The organism is Ignavibacteria bacterium (genome assembly GCA_013177855.1).
Taxonomy (GTDB): Bacteria; Bacteroidota; Ignavibacteria; order Ch128b; family Ch128b; genus Ch128b.
In genome coordinates this window covers 2,487,874-2,513,559 of sequence record JABLYA010000001.1, presented here as the reverse complement: position 1 = coordinate 2,513,559, position 25,686 = coordinate 2,487,874, and the positions used below count along the sequence as shown (strand labels likewise).

General features: G+C 33.1%; 25 protein-coding genes and 1 tRNA gene. 4 read left to right on the top strand and 22 right to left on the bottom strand.

Annotated elements, in window-relative coordinates; genetic code table 11:
- Positions 1-25: 25 nt before the first annotated feature.
- Positions 26-2,302: a glycosyltransferase gene (locus tag HPY57_10505; GenBank protein NPV12211.1), complete on the bottom strand. Its 2,277-nt coding sequence runs from the start codon at positions 2,300-2,302 to the stop codon at positions 26-28.
- Positions 2,303-2,448: 146 nt separating this feature from the next.
- On the opposite strand from HPY57_10505, the gene HPY57_10500 reads away from it, so the two are divergent.
- The 4 genes from HPY57_10500 to HPY57_10485 all read left to right on the top strand — a co-directional run bounded on the left by HPY57_10500 (position 2,449) and on the right by HPY57_10485 (position 5,590).
- The gene (locus HPY57_10500; protein ID NPV12210.1) at positions 2,449-3,000 is read left to right on the top strand and encodes a phosphatase PAP2 family protein; all 552 of its coding nucleotides are present in this window, start codon (positions 2,449-2,451) and stop codon (positions 2,998-3,000) included.
- On the top strand, positions 2,997-4,241 hold the full coding sequence (locus HPY57_10495; protein ID NPV12209.1) for a glycoside hydrolase family 1 protein: 1,245 nt from the start codon (positions 2,997-2,999) through the stop codon (positions 4,239-4,241). Before HPY57_10500 ends, HPY57_10495 begins: the two co-directional genes overlap by 4 nt.
- Positions 4,242-4,276: 35 nt before the next feature.
- Positions 4,277-5,422, top strand: a complete 1,146-nt coding sequence (locus HPY57_10490) for a glycosyltransferase (GenBank protein NPV12208.1) — start codon at positions 4,277-4,279, stop codon at positions 5,420-5,422.
- Between the two features lie 93 nt (positions 5,423-5,515).
- A tRNA-Pro gene (locus HPY57_10485) sits at positions 5,516-5,590 on the top strand.
- Positions 5,591-5,791: 201 nt separating this feature from the next.
- On the opposite strand, the gene HPY57_10480 is transcribed toward HPY57_10485, so the two are convergent.
- The 21 genes from HPY57_10480 to HPY57_10380 form a co-directional block, all read right to left on the bottom strand.
- Entirely contained in the window at positions 5,792-6,241 is a 450-nt protein-coding gene (locus HPY57_10480) for a DUF2703 domain-containing protein (protein ID NPV12207.1), read from the bottom strand.
- Between the two features lie 100 nt (positions 6,242-6,341).
- Positions 6,342-6,893, bottom strand: coding sequence for a BMC domain-containing protein (locus HPY57_10475; GenBank protein ID NPV12206.1), 552 nt, complete (start codon positions 6,891-6,893; stop codon positions 6,342-6,344).
- Between the two features lie 11 nt (positions 6,894-6,904).
- Positions 6,905-8,218: an NADH dehydrogenase subunit gene (locus tag HPY57_10470; protein ID NPV12205.1), complete on the bottom strand. Its 1,314-nt coding sequence runs from the start codon at positions 8,216-8,218 to the stop codon at positions 6,905-6,907.
- 60 nt (positions 8,219-8,278) lie between these two features.
- The gene (locus HPY57_10465; protein ID NPV12204.1) at positions 8,279-8,887 is read right to left on the bottom strand and encodes an HNH endonuclease; all 609 of its coding nucleotides are present in this window, start codon (positions 8,885-8,887) and stop codon (positions 8,279-8,281) included.
- The gene (locus tag HPY57_10460; GenBank protein NPV12203.1) at positions 8,888-9,700 is read right to left on the bottom strand and encodes a site-specific DNA-methyltransferase; all 813 of its coding nucleotides are present in this window, start codon (positions 9,698-9,700) and stop codon (positions 8,888-8,890) included. It abuts the gene before it with no gap.
- 59 nt (positions 9,701-9,759) lie between these two features.
- Entirely contained in the window at positions 9,760-10,992 is a 1,233-nt protein-coding gene (locus tag HPY57_10455; protein NPV12202.1) for a serine/threonine-protein phosphatase, read from the bottom strand.
- A 2-nt stretch (positions 10,993-10,994) separates the two neighbouring features.
- Positions 10,995-12,269: a peptidase M64 gene (locus HPY57_10450; protein NPV12201.1), complete on the bottom strand. Its 1,275-nt coding sequence runs from the start codon at positions 12,267-12,269 to the stop codon at positions 10,995-10,997.
- Positions 12,266-12,745, bottom strand: a complete 480-nt coding sequence (locus HPY57_10445; protein NPV12200.1) for a hypothetical protein — start codon at positions 12,743-12,745, stop codon at positions 12,266-12,268. The genes HPY57_10450 and HPY57_10445 overlap by 4 nt, the downstream gene beginning before the upstream one ends.
- Positions 12,745-13,875, bottom strand: a complete 1,131-nt coding sequence (locus HPY57_10440; protein ID NPV12199.1) for a mechanosensitive ion channel — start codon at positions 13,873-13,875, stop codon at positions 12,745-12,747. The genes HPY57_10445 and HPY57_10440 overlap by 1 nt, the downstream gene beginning before the upstream one ends.
- Complete coding sequence (locus HPY57_10435) at positions 13,872-14,441, bottom strand: orotate phosphoribosyltransferase (protein ID NPV12198.1); 570 nt, start codon at positions 14,439-14,441, stop codon at positions 13,872-13,874. Before HPY57_10435 ends, HPY57_10440 begins: the two co-directional genes overlap by 4 nt.
- Complete coding sequence (locus tag HPY57_10430; protein ID NPV12197.1) at positions 14,438-14,725, bottom strand: 4a-hydroxytetrahydrobiopterin dehydratase; 288 nt, start codon at positions 14,723-14,725, stop codon at positions 14,438-14,440. Before HPY57_10430 ends, HPY57_10435 begins: the two co-directional genes overlap by 4 nt.
- 89 nt (positions 14,726-14,814) lie before the next feature.
- Entirely contained in the window at positions 14,815-17,283 is a 2,469-nt protein-coding gene (locus HPY57_10425; GenBank protein ID NPV12196.1) for a polysaccharide deacetylase family protein, read from the bottom strand.
- 28 nt (positions 17,284-17,311) lie between these two features.
- Positions 17,312-17,773: a RidA family protein gene (locus HPY57_10420; GenBank protein ID NPV12195.1), complete on the bottom strand. Its 462-nt coding sequence runs from the start codon at positions 17,771-17,773 to the stop codon at positions 17,312-17,314.
- Between the two features lie 93 nt (positions 17,774-17,866).
- Complete coding sequence (locus HPY57_10415) at positions 17,867-18,838, bottom strand: sigma-54-dependent Fis family transcriptional regulator (protein NPV12194.1); 972 nt, start codon at positions 18,836-18,838, stop codon at positions 17,867-17,869.
- Between the two features lie 322 nt (positions 18,839-19,160).
- Complete coding sequence (locus HPY57_10410) at positions 19,161-19,625, bottom strand: hydrogenase maturation protease (protein NPV12193.1); 465 nt, start codon at positions 19,623-19,625, stop codon at positions 19,161-19,163.
- Between the two features lie 72 nt (positions 19,626-19,697).
- Positions 19,698-20,369, bottom strand: coding sequence for a Ni/Fe-hydrogenase, b-type cytochrome subunit (gene cybH, locus HPY57_10405; GenBank protein ID NPV12192.1), 672 nt, complete (start codon positions 20,367-20,369; stop codon positions 19,698-19,700).
- Positions 20,370-20,378: 9 nt separating this feature from the next.
- Positions 20,379-22,094 (bottom strand): nickel-dependent hydrogenase large subunit, encoded by a 1,716-nt coding sequence (locus tag HPY57_10400; protein NPV12191.1) that lies wholly within the window; start codon positions 22,092-22,094, stop codon positions 20,379-20,381.
- Complete coding sequence (locus tag HPY57_10395; GenBank protein NPV12190.1) at positions 22,091-23,200, bottom strand: hydrogenase small subunit; 1,110 nt, start codon at positions 23,198-23,200, stop codon at positions 22,091-22,093. The genes HPY57_10400 and HPY57_10395 overlap by 4 nt, the downstream gene beginning before the upstream one ends.
- The gene (locus tag HPY57_10390; protein ID NPV12189.1) at positions 23,190-23,435 is read right to left on the bottom strand and encodes a hypothetical protein; all 246 of its coding nucleotides are present in this window, start codon (positions 23,433-23,435) and stop codon (positions 23,190-23,192) included. Before HPY57_10390 ends, HPY57_10395 begins: the two co-directional genes overlap by 11 nt.
- A 239-nt stretch (positions 23,436-23,674) precedes the next feature.
- Positions 23,675-24,346, bottom strand: a complete 672-nt coding sequence (gene rsmI / locus HPY57_10385; GenBank protein ID NPV12188.1) for a 16S rRNA (cytidine(1402)-2'-O)-methyltransferase — start codon at positions 24,344-24,346, stop codon at positions 23,675-23,677.
- A complete protein-coding gene (locus tag HPY57_10380; protein ID NPV12187.1) occupies positions 24,343-25,653 on the bottom strand; it encodes an L-lysine 6-transaminase in 1,311 nt (436 codons plus the stop codon). The genes rsmI and HPY57_10380 overlap by 4 nt, the downstream gene beginning before the upstream one ends.
- Between the last annotated feature and the right edge of the window lie 33 nt (positions 25,654-25,686).

Genomic DNA, 25,686 nt, shown 5'->3' with positions numbered 1-25,686 from the left:
TTTTTATTTAAACTCAATCTTCAACCTATTTAATTTTTTCATAAGCTTTTACCATATTTTCAATTCGATAAATTTGTGCAAGTGCAATAAAGAAACTAAGAGTTGATTCAGCACCTTGATTTAGATTAACACGATCCATCTGCAAAGCATCATAACAACCACCAGTTGTTGCATCATAGAGCGGCAAACCAAGATCGTTTTTGCCGAAGAACCATTCAAATATTAATCTCGATAGTTCGTACCAATCTTCATCACCAGTAATTCTATAAGCTTCTGCACAAGCTAAAACAGCATCACAGGTTGATACAGGTTGTTGATCATAACGAGCTTTCTCACCTCCTCTGGTAAACCAACCCTCTGAACCAATAGGAGAAAAATTGCCTTTCTCCGTCAATTGCTGATTAATTAACCATTTTAATGTTTCAATTCCTACAGAAAGCACTTCACTGTTTCTCATATCATAACCACTAACAATCAGTGCCTGAGATATTTTTGCGTTGTCATATGTCAGGTAATTTTCAAACCATTTCCAATCTGCATCGGCTACATTAGAGTATAACTTCATCAATTTATCTACAAGTAGATCACGAATTGAGAGCACAAGTCTATCACCACTCATTTTGTGCAAATATTCGTTTATGCCGAGCAAGCCAAAAGCCCAGGCTCGTGGCGAAGTAAGGTCTGGAATTATTTGAATTGCTTCATTAAATAATTGAGTTGCCCAAATCTGAAGATTTTTTCTTGAAGATTTTCCAACTACAGTACCAAGTGCCCAAACCGCTCTACCCTGAGAATCATCTGAACCAACCTCTTCAATCCATTTTCTTTCAAAATTCATAAAATTTCTGAATCTTTTCTGTTTAGGATTATAGGAATAATCAATGAAAGCAGAATAAATATTCGCAAGTCTGAAAACATTCTCATCGGCTATGCCTAAATCGTCTAATTGAACAGTAAAAAGTAAAGCACGAGCATTATCATCAAGACAGTATCCTTCTGAATATCTTGGTATGGAGAACTTAGCATGCTGAAAGATTCCAATCGAATCAGTTAGATTGATTATATGCTTTAAATTAAATTCTGGTAATTCCATTCGTTGATCGTCAAGGGTTCTTAATGTTGGGACTGATAAAATTTTTTGTGCTGCTAATTCTCTCGCCTGCTGAAATGTATTTACATATAAATGAGCAATATTGCTCCAAACCATTTCACGGCCCAGCATATATGCCTTCTTTCGCATCGAATGTCTTTTGGCTTCATTGGAAAGAAGATCAATAATTGCGTTTGCAATTGCTTCAGAATCTCTGAAAGGAACCAAAACCCCTCTGTCATCGGCAAGTAATTCTTCAGCATGCCAGTATGGAGTTGAAATAACAGCCTTGCCACAACCAAATGAATACGATAAAGTTCCAGAAGTTATTTGAGCTTTATTGAGATAAGGAGTTATGTAAATATCAGCAGCACCAATAAACTCTTTTAATTCTTCTGAGCTAACAAATCGATTGTAAAAAATTACATTCTTCTTTATTCCAAGTTCGTGCGCTAATCTTTCAAGACTTAAACGATAGGATTCACCCTGTTCTTTTACAATGTTAGGATGTGTTGCACCCAAAATTATGTACACGACATTCGGAAATTTCTCAATTACTTTTGGCAGAGCCCAAAGAACATACTCAATTCCTTTTCCTGGAGAAAGAAGTCCAAATGTTAGAATGACAAATTTACCTTCAACACCGAATCTATCTTTATAAAAGTTTGGATCCACAAAAGGCATATCAGGAATACCGTGGGGAATTATATCAATTTTTTCGTCAGGAACTTTGTAAATTTCTCTTAAGAATTTATATCCTTTTTCAGTCATTGATATAACTTTTGATGAATGATTTATAATTTCTTTCAATACTCTTTTTTGTTCTGGATTGGGTTCTTCAAGTATAGTGTGTAAAGTCGAAACTACGGGAACTCTTAAATTTCTAAGTAAGGCAAGAATATGACTTCCTTCAATTCCACCGAAAATTCCGTATTCGTGCTGAAGACTGACAATGTCAATGTTATTATAATTCAGGAAGTCAGCTGCTTTTTGATAGGAAGTAATGTCTTGTTTTATTATTTCGAATCTTACTTCTGGCGGGTAATCAAAACTTTGATTTTTATCTGTGATAGCAAGCACAATTGAATCAGTTTCAGGGTATTGATTTCGGATAGAATGATATAAGTCATAAGTGAAGGTTGCAATTCCACATTTTCGAGGTAAATAGTTTCCTATATAAGCTATTTTTTTGATTTTTTGATTTCTTAACATAATGCCTCCTTTATTAGCCTTTGAAATTCCAGCGATTTTATTCACAAAAAAATATTAAAGTTCCAAAAGAATTTACAATTAATTAACAATGATTTAACAAAATGAAAACATTACAAACTTAAGTTTACAAAAAACAGGTTTAGACTATGATAGCTGCAATAGAAAAAATTCAGATAATCGAAGATATTTTGATGCAAAATATAAGCGGCTTCATTTTTAATAATAAATTGAAACGAACAAATTGGATAAGAAACTTTTTTATAGTATTTACTCGCCTCGGTGATGGCTTTTTGTATCCAATAATAATCTTTGTAATGCTAATTAATTCAAAATTAAGTTTGAAAGAATTTTTTGTTTTCGCTGCAGCATTTTCAATCGAAAGAATCTTTTATTTTACAATCAAAAATTCAATCAGAAGATTAAGACCATTTGAGAGACTTAAAATCAATAACATTCCAATCCTGCCGCCAGACAGATACAGTTTCCCCTCAGGTCATACTTCAGCTGCTTTTTTATTTGCCACATTAATTAGTATTTATTTCCCAATTTTTACATTCATTCTCTTCCTTTACGCTATCCTTGTTGGAATATCTCGAATTATCTTAAATTTACATTACCCAACTGATGTTTTAATTGGTTCACAATTAGGATTTTCAATTGCAATGATTTCTATTGAACTTATCAACATAATTCTATGAAACAATTTTTCTGGGGAGTAGCTACTTCTTCTTTTCAAATCGAAGGAAATATCGAAAACGACTTTACTAAATGGGAAAAGGAAGGAAAATTTAAGAAAGCTGGACTTGATCCAATTTACGATAATGGATCAAATCACTGGTTGATGTGGGAAGAAGATTTTAAGTTATTAAAAACGCTTGGTGTAAATGCTTACCGATTATCATTCGAATGGGCAAGGATTCAACCTGAGATAAATCGTTTTTCTGAAGAAGCTCTCGACCAATATGAACGAATGATTGATTATCTTTTAGAAAATCAAATCGAACCATTCTTAACGTTACATCACTTTTCACATCCAATCTGGTTTCACGAATATTCTCCATGGCATAATGAAAATTCGATAGAAGTTTTCTATAACTACGTCGAAAAAATTTTTTCCCGCTTTAGAGATCGAATCAAATACTGGATTACATTCAACGAACCGATGGTCTGGGTTATGGCTGGATACGGTGAAGGAAATTTTCCACCTGGTATAAAAAATCTCGATACAATGATGGTCGCTCTTTCAAACATTTTAAAAGCACATGGTAAAATTTATGATCTCATTAAATCGAACTCAAAAGATTCACAGATCGGAATAGCCAAGCATTTTATAGTTTTTAAGAGTGAAAGAGATTGGTTTTTACTCGATAAAGCAGTCAGAAACAGGATTGACCAATTTTTTAATAGAATGATTTTAGATGCTTTTGTTACAAACAGGTTAATTGCAAATCTTCCTACACTATTAAAATTCGAAAATGAAATTGAGCTAAACAATAAAATCGATTTCTGGGGAGTAAATTATTATTACAGATTATTTACGAAATTTAGATTCAGCATTGATAATCCATTTCATTTTTACACTAAACATCCTGAAACAGACACAGGCTGGGAAATTTATCCTAAAGGTCTTCTTAAAATATTAAAGATGGTATCTAAGTATAATAAACCAATTATCATCACAGAAAATGGAATTGCAATTAATAATGAGGAAATTCGAAAAAAATTCTTAAAGAAACATTTGAAGTTTATGTATAAAGCGATGGAACAAAATATTGATGTTCGAGGATATTTTTATTGGAGTTTAATAGATAATTACGAATGGCTTTACGGTAAATCTAAAAGATTTGGATTGGTCTTTGTTGATTATGAAAATAATTTTAAGAGAATTCCGAAAGAGAGTTTTTATTTTTACAAAGAACTAATTCAACATTACTCCTGAAAGTTCGAATTACTAGAGAAGGAAAAAACAAGCATATGATATTTTTTGTTGTATTGTTTACAGGTATAATCATCAGCCTTTCCTATCATATAATTGTTTTAATTAATTCATTCATCAATGTCAGAAAAGAGAAGTGTTTTATCTTTTCAGAAAAAGATCTCCCGAAATATCCAAAAGTTTCAATATTAAAACCACTAAAAGGAATTGACGATGGACTTGAAGAAAATATCAAGTCCTTTCTCGAACTTGATTACCCCGATTATGAAGTAATCTTTGGTTTTCATTCTGAAAGTGATCCAGCAATTGAAATCGTTGAAAGACTTATTAAAGAGCACACTAAAGTTAAAACTAAGATTGTTATTGATAAAACTGAAATTGGATTAAATCCCAAGATCAACAATTTAAACAATATATATCCATTTGCTAATGGCGAAATAATTTTCATTAGCGATAGCAATACAAGAGTTGAGAGAGATTTTTTGAAAAAGATTTTAAAGCACTTTAAAGATGAAAAAGTTGGTTTAGTAACAGCTGCAATTAAAGGAAAATGTGCAAAAAATATTTTTGCTTTATTTGAAAATCTACATCTAAACTCATTTGTTTTCGGAATAGTCCAGGCGGCAAGCTCTGTTGCAAATATTCAAATAACTATTGGGAAAGCAATTTTAATTAGAAGAAATTTATTAGAATTAATGAATGGTTTTGTGAAATTTAAGAATGTTCTGGCTGAAGATCACTTAATGGGACTTGAAGTAAAAAAATTGGGATATAAAGTTTTTACATCAACAATTACAATTGACAATATCAATGAAAGATGGTCTTTAAGTAAGTTGGTAAATCGTCACAGACGCTGGACATTAATGCGATTAAAAATTGATCCATTTTTTTATGTTCTTGAATTTTTCACCAACACAACTCTTCTGGCAGTTCTGAATCTTATCTTCTACAAAAATTTTTATTACATTTCTCTCTCAGCAATACTATTAAAAATTTGTTTTGACTACTTAACATCAAGACTAATTTGTTCAAATCTAAAGTTCAGACATTTTCTCTTTGTCCCATTAAAAGATTTGATAATGGGTTTAATCTGGTTTTCTCCATTTATTTACAACAAAATAATCTGGCGTGAAACTAAGCTCAGGGTTATGAAATATTCACAATTAATGCCGGTGAGAAATTAAATTTTATTGAGCTTCATAGACATAAATAAAATTTTTTATTAAATTTGCATCGCAATTTTGAAAAGATTGTTCTCACAAAATCTGAAAAATAATCGGGGAGTAGCTCAGCCCGGCTAGAGCGCTTGGTTTGGGACCAAGAAGTCGCAGGTTCGAATCCTGTCTCCCCGACTAATCACTTCCTCAATCCCTCATTATTAATTCCAAGAAGAATAGCAGGTTGAGAAAAATTTCGTAAGAAATTTTTCGAAATCCCGATTTATCGGGATTCGAATCCTGTCTCCCCGACTAATCATTTTTTTATCGTAGTACTTCTAAAGAGAAATTGAAAATTTTGAAAAGTATTTTTTCAATTAAGGAATTAGACTTCTTTTAGCAACAATTTGATTGATTTGCTTTGTTATCCACGCCCTCGCAGCATCCAAAACTTGTTTGCGGATCGATCAATTGAGAGCTTGCGAGCAGCCCAGCTTTAATAATCAATTCGGAAGGGATTGTCTCATAAATTTCTCCATTCATCTCAATAGTACGACAATCATAAGGACCACAAACATCACAACAATTTGTACTTCCAACTTTTCCATTTACCCAATCCTCTAACGGCTTATCATTGATCAATATCGCATTTGATTTCAAAGGATCTTTTTGAAATTCTGCAATGGATATTTCATTCTTTTCAAGTATAACCTCTATACCAAAATGTACTAATGATTTTTTTAGAGTTAGAAATGCCTTATTAAGTTCTTTTTCGGTTGAGTTACAACGAGGGCAAGTTTGTCCTTCGGAGATTAATCTTTGCCATTTAATCTTTAAAGTTTTCATTCTTGATCTTCTTGTTTTTTTATAATTTGAATCACAACAAAACAGATACTCTTAAAAAAATAATCCATCAAATCAGCATCTAATAAAATAGACTTTATTCTTAAATCATCTCATTTAATAATTCAGCTCGTGGTTGCGGAATGACTACTTTATTCACAAGCAATCCTTTTCTACCAATTACATAAGCTCCTGCATCAACAGCGCTTTGAACTGCAGCGACTTCACCCGTCAAAGTTGCAAAAGCTTTACCTCCGAGAGCCATTGCGAGACGGACTTCGATTAATTTAACATTGGCAGCCTTCACTGCAGCATCAGCACCTTCAATTAACGAAGCGACTGAAAATGATTCAATTATTCCAAGTGCTTCAAGCATTTCAACTTTTGTCGTTCCTGCGATTGCTGGAAAAATTGACTCATGAACATTTGGAATTACAAAGGTATCAATCACAGAGAAATTTCCAGCTTCGGCTCCAGCATCGACCGCACTTTGAACAGCAGCTACTTCACCTCGAACTAAAACCATATATTTACCTGAGCAAATTGTACGAGATAAAATCAACTCAACCTCAGCTGCTTTCAACATTGCATCTGTAACTTGAAATCCAGCTGCTATACTGCTTAATTCAATTAATCCGATTGAATTTCTTTCCATTGCAACCTCTTTTATGATTTTTGAATTCTTATAAATTCCTGGTTTACCTCTATTACTTTTCCATTAATGCTTGAGTGAATGTAAACTCCAAGATCTGACTCATCAACAATTCCAATTGTCTGACCTTCTTTTACATAATCACCAATAGACACAACAGGTTTTGCTGGTTTGCCAATATGCTGCTGCAATTTAATTTTTACTTCATCAGGGATGAAATCAATTTCCTCAAAAGGAGTTTCAACATCGTATTGATCAACTTTTAATCTCTTTCGAAGTTGTGATTGAGGTACGCGTCGAGATTCTTTCATTGGATGAACAACAACTGGTTTTGTTTGAGTAAATTTTATTCCAGCCTGACGCATATCATATTTTGCTTTATCACAAGCTTCCTTAGGAAATAAATCTTCCGGACAAGCATAGAGAGTGCACAAACCACAAGCACAGCAAAGCTCAGCCCATTGATTCCAGATTGCTTCTCCTGTTAAAGTGAAGCCGAGACTTCTCATAACTTTATGGGGCATTACTTCATAACCGAGTAAATATCGTGGACAAAACTCAGTGCAATAGCTACATTGATCACAAGCAGATTTACCAATACGATTTCTATTTTCAGGTGGTTGAGTTTTTCGAGTCACAAGAAAATGATCTTTGGGAAGTATGATTAGTCCCGCCGTAGTTTTAGTTACGACATCATCCAGATCAAAAGTTATTGATCCCATCATTAATCCGGAGACAATTATTGCAAAATCTTTTACAGTTACTCCACCAGCAAGTTCAATCAAATCTCTGAAAGTAGTTCCGATTGGAACCCAGAATGCTTTAGGATTTTTAACTTCACCTGAGATGGAAACAATTTTTTTGGTAACTGGCTTATCTTCCGCTGCATTTGAAATATTAAAAAGCGTTTCCACATTATTAACAACGCAGCCAACTTGAAGGGGGATTCCAGCTGGTGGAATCAATCTTCCTGTTGCTGCATAAACGACTTCATATTCATCACCCGATGGATAAAAGTCACCTAGAAATGTAAAATCAATGGGTAAACTTTTGAAATGTTTAGAAATTTCTTCAATTGCATCGGTGTGTTTTTCTTTGATTCCAAATTTTCCCTTTCGGGCATTTGTGGCTTCCATCATCAGCTTCATGCCGTGAATAATTTTTTCAGGATAATGTTTCATTAGTTCAAGATCTTTATGTATTAGTGGTTCACATTCAGCACCATTAGCAATTACGAATTCAACATTTGCCTGAGCTTTTACATAAGTTGGGAAGCCAGCACCACCAGCCCCGACAACACCCATTTGTTTTAATTTTTGTGAAAGCATTTTTATCCTCAATTAAAAGTTTACTTTAAGAAATATGGCTTTTCAGAGAAAAAAGAAAAATTAATTTTTCTTACTTATTCGTCCTCTTTTTACTTCTATATGTCCATTAATTTTAAATTCATCATAAACATCCAAAATCGCTTCACAAAATTTAATCATTCTTTCATCATTATTTTTCATTGCATTTTCATAAAGTCTCTTAAATAATCTCTTACCAAATTCTGTTTGACCATAATTTTTCTTTAAGAAATTATGTTCCGAGCATAAAGTTTGACCATTTTCGATGGTATTATCACCACCTTTATCAAAAGGTTTTATATGATCAGCATGAATTTCAACACCATCAGCTTTACCACGTCCACATACAACACATCTGTAATTATCTCTATTAAATATTTCTTGTTTTACATCCTCAGGGAACACGTATAATTCTCTTTTAATGACAGCTTCTGGATCATACTTATAAATACCTTTTTTAACCTTAATCAATATTCCTTCTTGATGTACAAGCCTGATCTCTCGCCAGGTATCTCGTGGCTTTCTGTTATATAATTTTAGATATTCATTTTCTACATAATCGACAACAGGTCCATGAGGTATTTCATTATTTGGGTGTTTTATAAAATATTCCATAATTAGATCACGAATGGTAGGCCTGTCAACCGACATTTAAGTTCCAAACAATTTTTCTAATTTTAATTGACTAAGATTTCCTTCTTGAAGCAATCGATTATAAGCAACTTTACAGTAACTTTTATCAATTTCAATCCCAATCCCTCTTCGATTTGTTTGTAGACAGGCAATCAAAGTTGAACCACTTCCTAAAAAAGGATCAAGTATCAAGTCATCAACAAAAGAAAATAATTTGATACAACGCTTTGGTAATTCTACAGGAAAAGGTGCTGGATGATTAACTCTTTTTTTGCTTTCACCAGGGAAAGTCCATACCCCATTTGTCCATTCAACAAATTCTTCTTTAGTAATATCTGATTGTTGGCTACCACTGACTTTTTTCCAGCTTTCTTTATAAAGAATAGCGATCATTTCAACTGGAGCAATAACATACGGAGCTGATGCTGATAACCAAGAGCCCCAAGCAGTTCTGCGTGATATATTCTGTTCATTCCAAACAATTGCAGAATGATATTTAAATCCGATCTTTTTCGCAATTGTAATTATATCTGCGAATACACTTTGTTGTCCACCTTTATTTTTATCAAGAGGAATGTTCAAACAAAATCTTCCATCTCGCTTCAATAATTTAAATGCTTTTCTAAGCCATTCTTCTGTAAATTTTAGATATTCTTGACATGATTGGTTATCATCATATGCATTATAACTTATTTCAACATTATATGGCGGTGAAGTAACGATTAAATCAATAGATGATTCTTCTACAGCCGTACTAGTGATAAAGTCATCGTTTATGATAGCTATTCTATCGTTCGATAAAAATACATTTTTGTGCTTTACTAACACCATTATAAATTAATCCTCAAAATTACTTTTCAATCATAACAAACCAAGAATTAAAAATCATCTCATTCTACTCTCTTCAAAGTCACTATTGTCTTATCATCCGAGTAGCTTGCGCGAGCACTAAACTTCTGAACATCTTCAATTAAAAGCTGAGTTATTTCTTTTGCTGATCTATCGTGCAATTCTTGAACCTTTGCAATTAGTCTTTCCTCTCCATATTCCTCACCTTCTTCATTCATAGCTTCGGAAATTCCATCAGTATAAATTATAAGTGAATCTCCTTTCTCCAATCTAACTATTGATGTTTTAAATTTCGAATTAAACGCAGGTCCAATCAATGGTCCTGTCGATTCAAGTAATTCAACTGTTTTTGTTCGTGCACGAAAAAGAATCGGGCTATTGTGACCTGCATTACAATATGTGCAGTAGCCACTCGCATCACTAGTTAATTCAATATAAAACAGAGATACAAATCTATCATTTGGAAATATTTTATAAACAAGATTATTCAATCTTTTCATTAAAGAAGATAATTGTGTCTGGTAACTCACACCCATTCGCAAGGCTGCAGAAACATAAAAAGCTTCGGCAGCTGCTGCAAATCCTTTATTCGCAACATCAGCAACTGCAACTCCCAACCTATCGTTATCATCACCAACTTCAAGGTAATCGAAGAAATCACCTCCAACAATTCTATCTGGAATTGAAATTCCAAACATCTCATAACCTGCAAATTTGAAATCGTGAGCAGGTAATATTCTTTTCTGGAGTTCGGCTGCGTCATCAATATCTTCAATTAATTGTTTTGATCTTTTTTCCAGTTTTCGATTTCGGAGTGTTGCAGTAACGGCAGTTCCAATAATATTCAAAGTATAGAATAAATCTTCATTGATCTCATCTGCCGAAAATGCCATAAGATATTGATACAATGGAAATTTCTCACCTTTTACTTTTTCACCAACACCAGTTGCTGAATATTTAAATATTCCTTTCCTTCTTAAATATTCATTTGTTTCTGTTGCAAGTACAGTTCTTTCTTTTGCAATAACTTCAAAAATCGGATAGTCAGAAACATTTATCGTAAACCCATCTCTAATTTTGTCAACAGCACCTTCCTGAGCAATCAATTTATATTTTGTTTTAGATGGAGTAAGTTTCCAGATTCTTCCGCCTTTGACATTGAATTCGGGACTCGCAACGACTTCCTTTAAAACATTAATTAAAATTTGTTCTTCTGTCTCTGCAGGTTGACTGGTAATTTTTTCTATTGTTCTGTAAAGTTTTCTTTGATCCATAGTTATTTTTCACAATAAAAATTAATCATTTCCTGAATTGTTTTTTTACAGACGACACAGAAATTATCAACAGTTCTTGACTTCATTGTGCAATCAAGCATTGGACGATAAACTCCTTTTGGGACATACCCACCGCCTTCGAAAACCCCAATTTTGTTTTTATACTCATCTGTTGGTGGAGTTGGAATTGGTGTATCTTTATCAAGAAGATTTTTCCATTTTGAGTCGAAGTCAACAAGAGTAGTAAGATTTCTTTCCCAAGGCTCAACGTCAGTTTTATAAAATTCTTCATAAGATACCTGAGATGTATAATATTCATCGCCGAGCCCAGCGAAACCATGACCAAATTCATGAACTATTAAGTATTCAAGATTTTCATTGTCGCTTGCACAAACTGAGTAATGATTATAAATAGCTCCTCCACCATACTTAGAAGTATTAACCATAATGTAAATCAAATCGTAAGGTACATTGCCCGCTAAATCTCGTAAAGTCTTGTTATCTTCTGTCATCAAATATCTTTCTGTATCAAATGTATAAAATGATGTATTAACTACTGTGCTCTTCCAGACATTTTGTTTTGGTATGTCGGTTCCACTTTCTTCGGATGGTGCTTCAATCGCCCAGATATTAAAATTATTTTTGTTTTCACGATACGGTGAAGACCCAAATAATGAATTCACAAATTTTCCGAGGTCTTTTTTGAATTTTTCCATCTCATCTTTCGTGTAACCATCGGGAATTATAACTATATCAACTTTGGAAGAGGGATCTCCGTTGTAAAGAAATTTTAAATAACTAACTTTACTCGACTTATCTTTTTTAATAAATGGATTGGATGGATCAATTTCAAATTCAAATACTTGCTTAAAATTATTTTTCTCATCTCTCGAATAAATTTTTAATATCACCTCTTTCTTTGGATAAGGGAAAACAATTGTTTCGTGGAAAGCTCTCTTAACTTTTTTTGCCTCTGGTGTAGTTAACCATTCAGCGAAAAGTGTAGAATATCCTCGTGAAAAAATTAATTTACCCGTTGCTTTGTCATAAACTTCATATTTGTAATTTCCAAAATTGAAGGGATCAATTAGATTTTTCTTAGGTCCACCCCAATAGGGTTCTTCTCTTAATTCATCGAATGCAATTAATTGCGAACTTGCATCGCCAACATGATAGTAATCAAATCGTAAAGTCTTTTCGATGAAAAAATCTTCATATTTAATTTGTGAGAAAACAAGAGAGCAGAAACCCAAAATGATAAGAATTATTTTTCTCATAGTTTTTCCTCTACTTTTTTAACTATAATTTTTTTTCCTTGTTGTGAAATTATTTCGACATTACAATTTTTTGGAATAAACTCCCCTTCTGAAAGAGCATCAAGTTTTCTATTGTCTATTAAAATAAAACCAGCTGGTTTCAGATCAGTAAGCGTTATGCCAGTTTTCCCAACCAGATTACTCTCATTTAATTCCATATCTGTTAATGGAGAAGCTTTTTGAGCATACTTTAAAATAAATCGATCCCAAACTTTTAATTTTTTGAAAATGAAGAACAGGATTATGCTTGCAATTACGGAAATTATTGTAGTCAAAAGTCCTTCCAAAAATCCCATTTTTAATGTTGAGTAAATAATTGCAGCCAGAATTAAAAATCCACCAAAAACACCAACAATTAATCCTGGTAAAAATAGAACTTCGAGTGTAATCAAAATTAAACCGACTAACACTAGAACAAATATGATGAATATTTCCATTAGCTTTGAGGATTTCTGATGACTACCTGCAAATAAGGAATTTCGATTTTATGTTCAGAAAATTTTCTCAGAATTTCTTCTCTGAAATCACTTTGCATCTGATAGACATTTTTATAATCATCTGTACGACAAATTAAACGCAATGATATACCGCTTTGAGCAAAATTGGTAACAAAAACTACTGGCTCAACTTCGGGAAGAGTTAATGGGTGAGATTTTGCAATTTCTACTAAGATCTTTTTAGCAAGATTAATATCAGTGTCATAAGCAACATCAACATCGACAAAAACTCTTGAGATATTATTTGGATAAGTCATATTCTGGATTTTTGATTTTACAAGATCGGTGTTTGGAATAATTATGAGATTATTATCAAAGTCCAGAATTTTTGTACTTCTCATCCCGATTTCATAAACATCACCAATTTCACCACCGGGTAATTTAATTCTATCGCCTTCTCTAAACGGTCTATCAATTAAAATCACGAAACCAGCAATCATATTGGCAAGAGTTTCTTGAGCTGCAAGTGCAATCGCAAGTGAACCTACACCAAGAGTGGCGATAATTCCACTCACGTTTACATTAAATCGGTTAAGTACAATTAGTAGCCCAATTATAATAATCGTTATTAAAAAGACATTTCTAATAAGAGGTACAAAATCATGAAGTGAGCCTCGTGTCTTTTCTAAATTTTTCTTTTCAACATAAAAATCGAGTATAAGATTAAATACTTTTGAAGTGATGTAAATGCCAATAATTACCGCAGCAATGAAAAGCAACTGATATACGATTTCAAAAAATCCAGTGAGAAAATTATAAGTATCAACAGAAATTAAATTTTTTAATGCATTTTCATTTTTAATCCTGCTGTGGAAATAAACTGATCCTAAGTACAAACCTAGAACACTGAAAACCCGATTATCAAATTTTATCAATAATTCTAAAATTCGATCATCAAGGGTAGTTTTGGTTTTTTTAAAAATTGGCCGAAGAATGACTCTAAAAACAAAATTCAATACCTTCCCAAACAAAATTGAACCGATAAGTATAAACAAAGCAATAGATATATCAACAAGAATCAAATCCCTTAGTATGTTTTCAAGAAATTTATGAATCGATAATAGAATCATTTTCTACTCCCAGGTTTTACAAATGGAATATTTTGTTTACAGAGTGGACAATTTTCTGGTTCATAAGTTTCGGCTTCAATTCTAATTGTGCTGAAGAAAGGAAAACCGAGTTGAGGCTTTTCTCTTGTTCTATCGACTATCGATCCAAGTCCAATTGCAACACCATTGAACGATTCAACAACTTCCAGAACTTCTTTGGTTGATTTCGCAGTGGTAACTACATCTTCACAGATCAAAACTTTTTCACCTTCTTTTATTTTAAATCCTCTTCGGAGACTCATCTGACCATCGGTTCTTTCAGTAAATATAGATCTTTTATTTAATAATCTTGCAACTTCCTGCCCTACCAAAATTCCACCAATTGCTGGAGATATAACTGTTTCAAATCCGAAATCTGAAAAATAGTCAGCGATCTCTTTACAAAACAAAGTTGTCAACTCTGGATATTGAAGTATCAATGCACATTGAAAATAAATGTTGCTATGTAGTCCTGAGCTAAGAAGGAAGTGTCCTTCTTGAAGAGCTCCAACTTTTTTAAATATCTCGAGTTTCTCTTCTTTTGTCATGAGAAATATAACTCATCAATTTTTTTTGCGAGTTCAATATCCTTTATAGTTACTCCACCAGCACTATGTGTTGAAAGATTAATTGTGACATTTCTGTATCCAAAAATTTTTATATCGGGATGATGATTTACTTCTTCTGCCAGATCAGCGACCTTATTGACGAATTTCATTGCTTCTTTGAAATTCACGAAAACGAAATTTTTAACTATAGTATCATTTTCAATAAACCAGTTTTTCATCCCACTCAAATGATTCTCAATTTCTTTGATTGATAATTTTTCCATAATTAATCCTTTGTTTTACAAAATTTATAAAACCTTTTACTTTATTGAAAGTTAAATTTGCTTCTGCTTTGAAAAATTATTGTTCAGAATTAATTCAACGTTTCAAATTCATATCCAAAATTTTTCAATAAAAGTATTAAATCATCCAGTCTATTATAAAACTTATCCTTTCGATCTGGATGAGTTCCACAATGAATTAATAAGATTACACCATTCATTGCATCAGAACTTGAATTGAGTTTTTGATCTATTTGCTGAAGTATCATTTCAGAGCTTCTATAATTTGCCATATCAGGAGTTGTATAATCTGCGTTAGTATATGTTGACGGAGTAAAATTAATAACCTCTAATCCAAAAGTTTTTGACCAATCTGAAATTCTTTGATTATACCATTCAAAGGGAGGTAAAAAATATTTTATTTGCTTCTGGCTAATACCGAATTTTCTTAATTCTCTAAGATTATTTTTCAAATCGTTGAGAAATTCAATTTGATTAATCAAAAGCGAGTCTCTGTTCTTCCAATCGCAATAAAGTAAATGTTTGTCTGAATGCGGACCAAGATAATGACCATCTTTAATCAATTGCTTAATCGAGCCATTAAATTTTTTATTTCTGAGAAAATCACCTGTGAAGAAGAATGAAGCTTTAATATCGAATTTTCTTAAACTCTTTAGAATTGTATCAAGTCCCTCACCAAATTCGTGAGCTGAAAAAATTAAATACACTTTTTTCTGTGTTGTATCAAATCGGATTATTCCACCTTGATCTCTTATTAAATTCCTTTCCGATTTTATTTTATCCGATTTATGAAGAAAAGATAAATAAGTTATCAAGCTTGCTGTACCATCTAATGTTGGTTCATTTGTTGAATAATCTCCATAATCATCATGATATACAATGTAATCTGTTTGAAATTGTTCATATTCGTCTGGTTTATACAATCTGATACCTATCAAATTTTTATAGATTGATGTATAGACAGGTCCATCAACTAATCCACCATTGATGGGGAAGCTATATATCGCAGAAAATGCTGAATGTGGATCTTCGGGATAATCACCCCACTCGGGAAATCCAACGATCATACTTGTTCCCCAGGGATTGCATCCGAATAACCAGTCACGATGCGCCGCTTCTAATTCTAAGAATTCGGGATCATTGGTAAGCTCGTTATATAATCTAAATTGAATTAAAATTGATGAGATTAAGTTGTTTGAACACCAGATAAAAGGTATTCCAATTCTAAAAGGATTACTTCTAGATTTCTTCTCAATCAATTTCAATCCTTCCTTAATGTATCCAATAAACTCTCTATTAAATTCTTCATCTGCTGATTTTACAATAAAATAATGGCCAAGATTTAAGAAAGGATACCATTGATAGTGACGTGCTGTATCTTTTCCAATCCAGGGAGTAATTTTTTCTTCTCTACCAAATCTAATTGCATCCTCAAGATATTTTCCGTTATTCTTGAAATTCAAAGTTGCGGCAGCGAGTTCAAGATCATCAAAATAGTTCTCTTCTTCATAAAAATATGGAGCACGGCACGGAGCAGTTTGCGTAAATCCTGGTTTCTGGAGAGCATACTCATAAGCATCAATAGCTTTTGTATTTAAAACTTCTGCCAAGCGTTGATCGAGTTCATTAAATAATAGACTTGCAAATGCAAAAGTAGATGCAAATTTTGCTGCAGTAGATGAAACTCCCGTTGTTCTGTTTTTATACTTGAACAAACCCTGAGGTTCACCATTAAGAAAATAAACAGGCCTTTCGAGTCCTTTACCATAACTTACTGTATCTTCTGTTGGCAATCTAAAGCCTAAATGATCTCTATCATCCGCAACTTGATGATACATTTCATTTTTTGCTGGATTCATCTTCAGAAGCCAGTCAATTCCCCATCGAGCTGAATTTAAGACATCAGGAATTCCGTCTGAGCCAAAATTACCACTGGCGTCATATTTATCCTGAAAAGCTTGTGGATTTTTATAATAAGCAAACAACAAATGAAATGTTGTAGTTGCCGAAGTCGTTACATATCTCAAATAATCAGAAGCATCATGCCAGCCGCCGACAACGTCAATATGTTTACCTTCTTTTTCTGGATGATAAACAATAAAGCCATCATGAGTATGACAGGAGTCTTTCAGAAATGGATTGTAACCGCATTGTTGTTGTCTGATGTATTGTAAAAGAAAGTCTGCGGAACCATTATAAAGTCCATTCGCAATTCGAAAAATTGGTGATTTTATCTTTCCGACTTTTATGTAATAAACACCTTCTTTATTAAACTCACTGAAATTCAATCTAAATGTTGATTGAAATTTCTGCCATTGACCTTCACTGAAAACTTTGTTTGATTTAAATACAACTTTATCAGTTACTGCATCCAGAATTTGAAAACTTTTCAATTGAATATTTTCTTCACTAATCAAAACCGCTACTTTAACAGCGCCTGGTTCATAACCTAGTTGATTTATTCTAATCCAGGAATTTGAAAAACAAAAAACTGGATACAGAAGAATCAAGAAAGAAGCGAAAAAGTTTTTGCTCAACATAATCAGTTAAAATTTTTAATAGACTACTTCAATCTTTTATTTCAGCGATCAATTCAACTTCAACAGGTGCATTGAGTGGAAGTGAAGACACTCCTACAGCGCTTCTTGCGTGTTTACCAGCTTCTCCAAATACTTTAACTAAAAATTCCGATGCACCATTTGCAATCTTTGGGTGAGATGTATAATTATCAGATGAATTAACAAAAACTGTAACTTTCACAATTCGATTTATTTTATCAAGATCTTCTATTTCTGCTTTAATAACATTTAAACAATTCAGTGCACAAAGTTCCGCTGCTTTTATTGCATCTTCTTCAGAAATTTCAACAGGAACTTTACCAGAATATTTTAGTGAACCCTCAACTAATGGAACCTGTCCAGCTGTAAAAATTAAGTTACCAACTTTAACACAAGGTATATATGCTGCAAGAGGTTTGGGTGGTGTTGAGAGTTTATAACCAAGTTCTTCAATTTTTTTCTCAATGTTCATTTTACCTCCATAGATAGATTTTTTATTACAAAATTAAGGAATATAAATGAGAGGAAGGACGAGTAATTGGAAATGAAAGGATTACCTATGAAATTAAATTAATTGATTAATATCAATTTTATATTTCTTCACTTTATCTCTAAAAGTTGAAAGTGATAATCCCAATGCTTTTGCTGCCTGTGATTGATTTCCTTTAGTTTTTCTCAAAGCCTCTTGAATTAAATTTATTTCCAGACAACTAACCACTTGATTAAAATCCATCCCATCCCCAATAAAACAATGTTTACAAGCTTTAACTATAAGATGAATTGGATTTTCGGAATTGAATTCAACTGGTAAATCTTTAGGTTCAATTAATTCATTTACAAAAATCGCTAACCGTTGAGCAATGTTTTTTAATTCTCTAACATTACCTGGCCAATGATAATGAATAAGAAGCCTTAAAGCATCATTTGAAATTTTAATGTCTTTATCCGGTGCATAATGTTTTAAATAATATTCCATTAAAAGAGGAATATCTTCTGGCCTTTCTCGAAGTGGTGGAATAAAAATCGGTATTACATTTATTCTATGATATAAATCCAATCTAAATTTTCCAGCGTCAACAAGGTCTTTTAGATCAACTTTGGAAGCTGTAATTAAACGAACATCAATCGGTATTGGTGTATTGCTTCCAATTCTTAAAATTTCCTTTGACTCAAGAACTCGAAGCAGCTTCGATTGAAGGGAAAGAGGGAAATCATCGATATCATCTAGAAAAATGCTGCCTGAATTTGCAATTTCAAATAAACCTTTTCGCTCTGATGTTGCCCCAGTAAAAGCTCCTTTCTCGTGACCAAATAACTCGCTTTCCAATAACTCAGCAGGAATTGCGGAAAGTCCAACTTTAACAAATGGATTTAATGATCTTTTACTTTTTCTATGAATATATTCAGCAAACAACTCTTTACCTACACCTGTTTCACCAATCAAGACAATAGAGCTATCACTATCAATAACTTGATCTAATTTAAAGAGGATATCCTGCATTTTTTGATTTTTTGTAAGCAGGACGAGAGGTTTCATAATTTTAAATATTGATTCCTACTGTTTTTTAACTATAAATTATCTCCCAAAATTTAGCAATAATTTAATTAATCTCAATAATATATGATCAACATAATTTGCTTAAAGTTGACTGATCAATATTTAATTAAATACTAAGATGGATAAATCAAAAAAAAGAAAATACTTATCTGAGACTTTTTGGTTGATTAATAAAAATTAATTACGAATTATTTCTTTCGATTAAATTAAAATAACTTTGCTCATTGAAAAATTAATTCTACAACAATCCAGCGTAAGGAATAAAATATTTATCAGCTAAAAACTAATTAACAAATAAAACTTAATTGATATACTCTTCTATTGCTTTGGTTATTAGTTTTACAACTTCTGGGATAATCGACCTAATTTTCTCACTCAAATGAAGGTCAAGTTCATGAAATTTATCTATATAAACGATAATTAGCTTAATCTCGGGCAATTCACCTAAAATGGAAGCTGAATCTATCAGGTCTTTTAATCCAATATCATGAGCTGTGAGCGTTTTAGGAAAATCTGATGAATATTTTGGCTTGATAAGTTCAACTGTCCCTGCGGGTTTATCTCCTATCGCTGCATCTACAATTATAATTTTCTTATAATCTTGAAAATACGAAAGCAAATGAAAGCCCCCAGTTCCTCCATCAACAACATCGACGAGATTTTTATATGGATTAACTTTCTCGAATTCGCGAATAATATGAATTCCAATCCCTTCGTCCCCCATTAATAAATTTCCAATGCCTAGAACTAAAATTTTTGAATTCATAATTCAACATAAAAAAGAGTGGTGAGAGCCCAAAAGACTCTCTCCACTGAAAGGGTGATAACGAAAATGAATTTATTCTTCTTTTTCAATGAATTTCCAGCCTCCTACCATAGATGAAGTCACACCACGTCCTTCTACATAATCATGATAGAAGACGAGATAGACATGAACCATCGCAAAAATTATAAAAAACCACATCATCATATGATGCCATTGACGAACAGCAAAATCTCCACCCATTAATGGAACTATCCAAGAAAATAATTTCGGTAAGAATGAGTTACTCATAGCGGAATACATACCAAATCCTGTGATACTCTGAAAAAGAAAAGCAAGAAAAGTCAAAAAATAAGTTAATCCTGCAAGTGCATTGTGTCCTATTGATTTTAACGGTTTAATTCTTAATTGCAAAATATCTACTCTTAAAACATCAATTATCTCTTTAAAATGTTCTCTGGATGTTGGAATGAAATTTCTCCAGTTTGCAAATTTATTCCCGACAAATCCCCAATAAATCCTGAATATAAAATTAAAAAAGAAGATAAACGCAGCAAGAAAATGAAGGAATCTAACAGTACCAAACCAATAACTAAAAGAAGCTTCACCTCCGCTTTTAATTGCTAGTGGTGAGCCGATCAAATATCCTGTAACGCACAAAGTGAGAACGGCCAAAAAGTTTAACCAGTGATAGATTCTAACGGGTAATTCCCACACATATACTCTTTTAATTTCTTTATTTTTCATTCCATCCTCCTAAAAAGTTTGAAGCTGATGAATGTAACGACCTTTCTCATCATAAATATGAACTGCACAAGCTATGCAAGGATCAAATGAATGAATGGTCCTTAAAATTTCAAGTGGTTGTTCTGGATTTTTTATTGGAGTTCCAATCAAAGAAGCTTCATATGCAGACATTTGACCCATTGCATCTCTTGGGGATGCATTCCAAGTAGAGGGAACAACTAATTGATAATTTTCAATTTTTTGATTTTTAATAACAATCCAATGAGCTAAAGCACCTCTTGGCGCTTCTGTCATTCCCACACCTTTCGCTTCACTGGGCCAGGTTGAAGGTTCCCATTTTTCTGGATTAAATGTTCTAGTATCTCCATTCTTAATATTATTCAAAAGCTGCTGATAAAATTCTTTTGCCCAGATTGCAATTAATCTTGTTTCGATGGCTCTGGCTGCTGTCCTGCCAAGCGTAGAGAATAAAACCGTTGCAGGTACATTTAATTTTTTCAAGGCTTCATTAACTGCTTCTTTGATCTCTACATTTCCAGATGCATACCCAACGATTAATCTTGCAAGAGGCCCAACTTCCATTGGTTTGCCATTCCAGCGTGGAGTTTTTAACCAGCTGTATTTACCATCAACATTTAAATAATCGTACGGTGGTTTTGGTCCAGTATAGTTGAATTTTGTTTCTCCACTCCAGGGATGAAGTGGTTTATCATCACCAACTGAATATTCATACCAAGAGTGAGTGACATATTCCTGAATCTCTTCAAGATTTTTTCCATCAACGGGATGAACTTCATTTAAATTACGATCAAGAACAACCCCTCTTGGGAATTTAAATTTCGAGACTTCGTTATAACCTGCAGTTGGTAGGTCACCATAAGCTAAATAGTTTGTCAAGCCGCCACCATAATTCGCCCATTCAAGATAAAATGGAGCGACAGCAAAAACATCAGCAAGATAAACTTGTTCAACGAATTGTTGAGCGTCATCAAGTAATTTCCCGACATAAGCGAGTCTTTCAGCATTAATTGCATTTGCTTCATCAAGATTTATTGAACAAGGAACTCCACCAACAAGATAATTCGGATGCGGATTTTTGCCTCCGAAGATAGTATGAATTTTAACAATTTCTTTTTGCCATTCGAGTGCTTCAAGATAATGAGCAACACCAATCAAATTCACTTCAGGTGGTAATTTGTATGCCGGGTGTCCCCAATAAGCATTTGCAAAAATTCCAAGTTGACCGCTATTAACAAATGCTGTTAATCTCTTTTGTAAATCAGAAAAATATTTTGGTGAACTTTTAGGCCAATTTGAAATTTTTTGTGCAATTTCAGATGTCTTAACTGGATCTGCTTTTAACGCACTTACAACATCTACCCAATCAAGTGCATGAAGATGATAAAAATGAACAACATGATCTTGCAGATATTGAGCACAAAACATAAGGTTACGTATTAATTCGGCATTTGGAGGAACGACTATTCCAAGTGCATCTTCCACTGTTCTTACAGAAGCTAAAGCGTGCACAGTTGTGCAAACACCACATGCTCTTTCCGTAAAAGCCCAAGCATCTCGTGGATCTCTTCCTTTTAATATGATTTCAAAACCTCTGACCATCGTACCTGAAGAGTAAGCATCAACAATTTTACCATCTTTCACTTCAACTTCAATTCGAAGATGACCTTCAATTCTTGTAATTGGATCAACAACTATTCTTGTCATTGTTCACCTCCTTTTTCGTTGCTTTCATTAATTTCTTCTTTAATTAGTTTTCTCTTTCGAATGTTTGTTGAAATTGCATGAGCAGCAATTCCCGCAACTGTTGCTGCACCAATCGCAACTCCTATTTTATCAGCAGTAGTTTCAATTCCAAATCCAGGGAATGAGGCAAGATGTTGATAGAATGGACCGTTATCCCAGAATTTTTCTTCACTGCAACCAATGCAAGGGTGACCTGATTGAATTGGATAACTTACTCCATTATTCCATCTTGTTACTCCACAAGCGTTATATGTAACGGGTCCTCTACAACCAATTTTGTATAAACAGTAACCTTTCTTTGCGTTTTCATCATCAAAGGTTTCAACAAACAAACCTGCATCATAATTTGGTCTTCGATAGCAAGTGTCATGAACTCTTCTTGAGTAAAATGCTTTCGGTCTTCCTAAACCATCTAATTGTGGAATTCGATCAAATGTTAAGATGTGAACAATTACACCAGCCATTACTTCACCAATTGGCGGACAACCTGGAACTTTGACAATTGGCTTTCCACTAATGACTTTGTGAACAGGTTTTGCACCTGTTGGATTTGGATTAGCGGATTGAATACACCCATTTGATGCACAGCTTCCCCAGGCTATTATTGCCTTTGCACCTTCAGCAGCTTCTTGAACAATATCGAGTGCAGTGCGTCCACCAATTGTGCAATAAATTCCATTATCATTGGTTGGAACTGATCCTTCCACGAGCATTACATATTCATCTTTGTATTTCTTCATTGTATTATGGAGAGCTTCTTCTGCTTGAAATCCAGCTGCTGCTTGAAGTGTTTCGGTGTAATCAAGTGATATTTTATCAAGAATTATATCTGCCACAATTGGGTGGGATGTTCTTATAAATGACTCACTACAACAGGTACATTCCTGAAAATGAAACCAAACAACTGGCAATCTTGGTTTTGTTTCCATTGCATGAACGACTTTTGTAATTCCTGTTGCTTCAAGTCCAATAAACGCAGCCATCCAAGAACAAAATCTTAAGAAATCCCTTCGAGTATATCCTCTCGACTCCATCACCTCCCAGTAGGTAGGTTGTTTATCGTTCATCTTGCACCTCCATTTTGTTTTTTGATTGTTGATTAAATTCTTCTCTTGTTATTATTTGATTAATAATGATTTCAGAACTCAAGACCACATAATCTTCTAGCCTGAAATCACAATTCTCTGGACAGGGCAGATCCAGCATAAAGGGATCACAACTGATCCTAACCAAACTTTTGTTTTGACGCTTGATTATTTCTAAAATTTTCCCGGTTAGATTGACTTTAATCTTCTTATTCATCAATTATTTTTAAGTCAAACTAAATGCCAAAACAAAACAGTGGATATTTAATTATAAATTGAGATTATCATTATTCTATTTGCGGATTTTCGTATAATGCTTGACGGGTTTTCGCAACTCGAGGGACTTTTCTAAAATTTTCTAAACCGTAATTTAAATCTGATCAATACTAACTGTTTCTTTATAAAATTTAAGATTGAGTTTGAAAAGAGGAGCTTAAACTTTGTGGCGGGAAATTTTTATTTCACTGAATTTATTATAACTACAAACTCTCCTTTCAATTTTATAGAAGCCAAATTTTTTTTGATGTCTGAAATTTTTCCTCGAATGACTTCTTCAAATTTTTTTGTTAACTCACGACAAAGTGCAATTTCTCTTTGCGGACAAAGTTCATTTAATTCATTTATCAATTTTTGAATTCGATAGGGTGATTCAAAAAAAACTGTCATTTCTTTTCTGCTGGCTATTTCTTCAAGTTTTTTCTTGCGACCCTTCTTTTGCGGAATAAAACCTTCGAAATAAAAGCTTTTTATCTCAAAGCCGCTTAAAACTAAAGCAGGAATTATTGAATTGGGACCTGGAATTGGTACAACTTTGATTTCATTTTCAACACAGGCACTTACGAGTTTAGAACCAGGATCCGAAATGCACGGAGTTCCGCTATCTGAAACTAATGCGATGTTCTTACCCTCTTTCAAATAATTTATAATTAAAGGAATTTTCTGATCTTCAACTTGCGAGTAGTAGCTCATCAAATTATTCTTAATTCCGTAATGTGAAAGTAACTTTCCACTTTCTCTTGTATCTTCGCAAAGAATCAAATCAACAGTTGAGAGAATATCGATTGCTCTTTTTGAAATATCTTCAAGGTTTCCTATTGGTGTTGCAACTAAATATAAAGTTCCACTCATATTATTTGTTTAAGTGATTTTCGAAAAATTTCCATAGCTTCATCAATATTTTCTTTCGTAATTGAGAGACGAGGACGAAAACGAATTGATTTTTCTCCACATCCAAGAATAATCATCCCATTTTCAAAAAGCTTTTTCCTTAATTCATCTCTAAACGATTTATCCTTTAGATCAATCGCACACATTAAACCAAGACCCCGTGCATTTGAAACAAACTCTGAAAAGTCATCTTGCAACTTTTGAAGTGAGGTCAGTAAATAGTTACCCATTTGATTGGCGTTCTCGATCAAATTATCTTCTTCAATAATTTCCAGAAATCTTTTAGCTCGAAACATATCGGTAAGATTACCGCCCCAGGTCGAGTTAATTCTTCCGCCTTTCTTAAAAACATTTTCTTCTACATCATCTATTCTTGAATTGCAAATTACACCTCCAACTTGAAGTTTCTTACCGAACGCAATTATATCAGGTTGAACAAAATGCTCATACGCCCACATCTTTCCAGTTAAACCAATTCCAGTTTGAACTTCATCGAAAATCAAAAGAATTTCATTCTCATCACAAATTTCTCTGAGCTTCAAAAAAAATTCTTTTCTAAAGTGATTATCACCTCCTTCACCCTGAATTGGTTCAATTATTAAACAGGCAATATCATCTTTATTTTGATTTATTGCTTCTTGAATTTGCTGAATTGCGATGTTTTCTATTCGCTTAGTCTCCTCAAGTATTTCTGAATTAACTGGAAATTTTAATTTTGGATTGACAATTCTAATCCAATTAAATTTTGGGAAATATTGTATTTTATTTGGATCTGTATTTGTAAGAGAAAGTGTATATCCCGTACGCCCATGAAATGCTTCTTGAAAATGAATTACATTATGCCCTTTTTCGGTCTTATATCCTTTCTTAAAATTTTTTCTCACCTTCCAGTCGAAAGCAATTTTCAAAGCATTTTCAACTGCAAGAGCACCACCTTCGATAAAGAAAAGATACTTACCCCAATCTGGCAGTGCAACTCTTTCAAAAGTCTGAACAAATTCAGCTAATTCTTCTGTGAAAAAATCCGTGTTTGAAGGTTTATTCAGAGCAACTTTAACAAGTCTATCAAGAAATTTAGGTTCAAACATTTTAGGATGATTCATTCCGAGCGGCATTGTTGCAAAAAATGTAAACATATCGAGTAAGTAACGGTCATGTTTTTTATCATAAAGATGCGAAGGATTACTTTTTTCCAGATCTAAGACAATATCAAAAGCCGCTTTTTGAAGAAATTTATGAAGGTAATCGTGAATTGTTTCGGGGTTCATTTGTGCTTCTTATATTGTTTTGGTTTTTATATT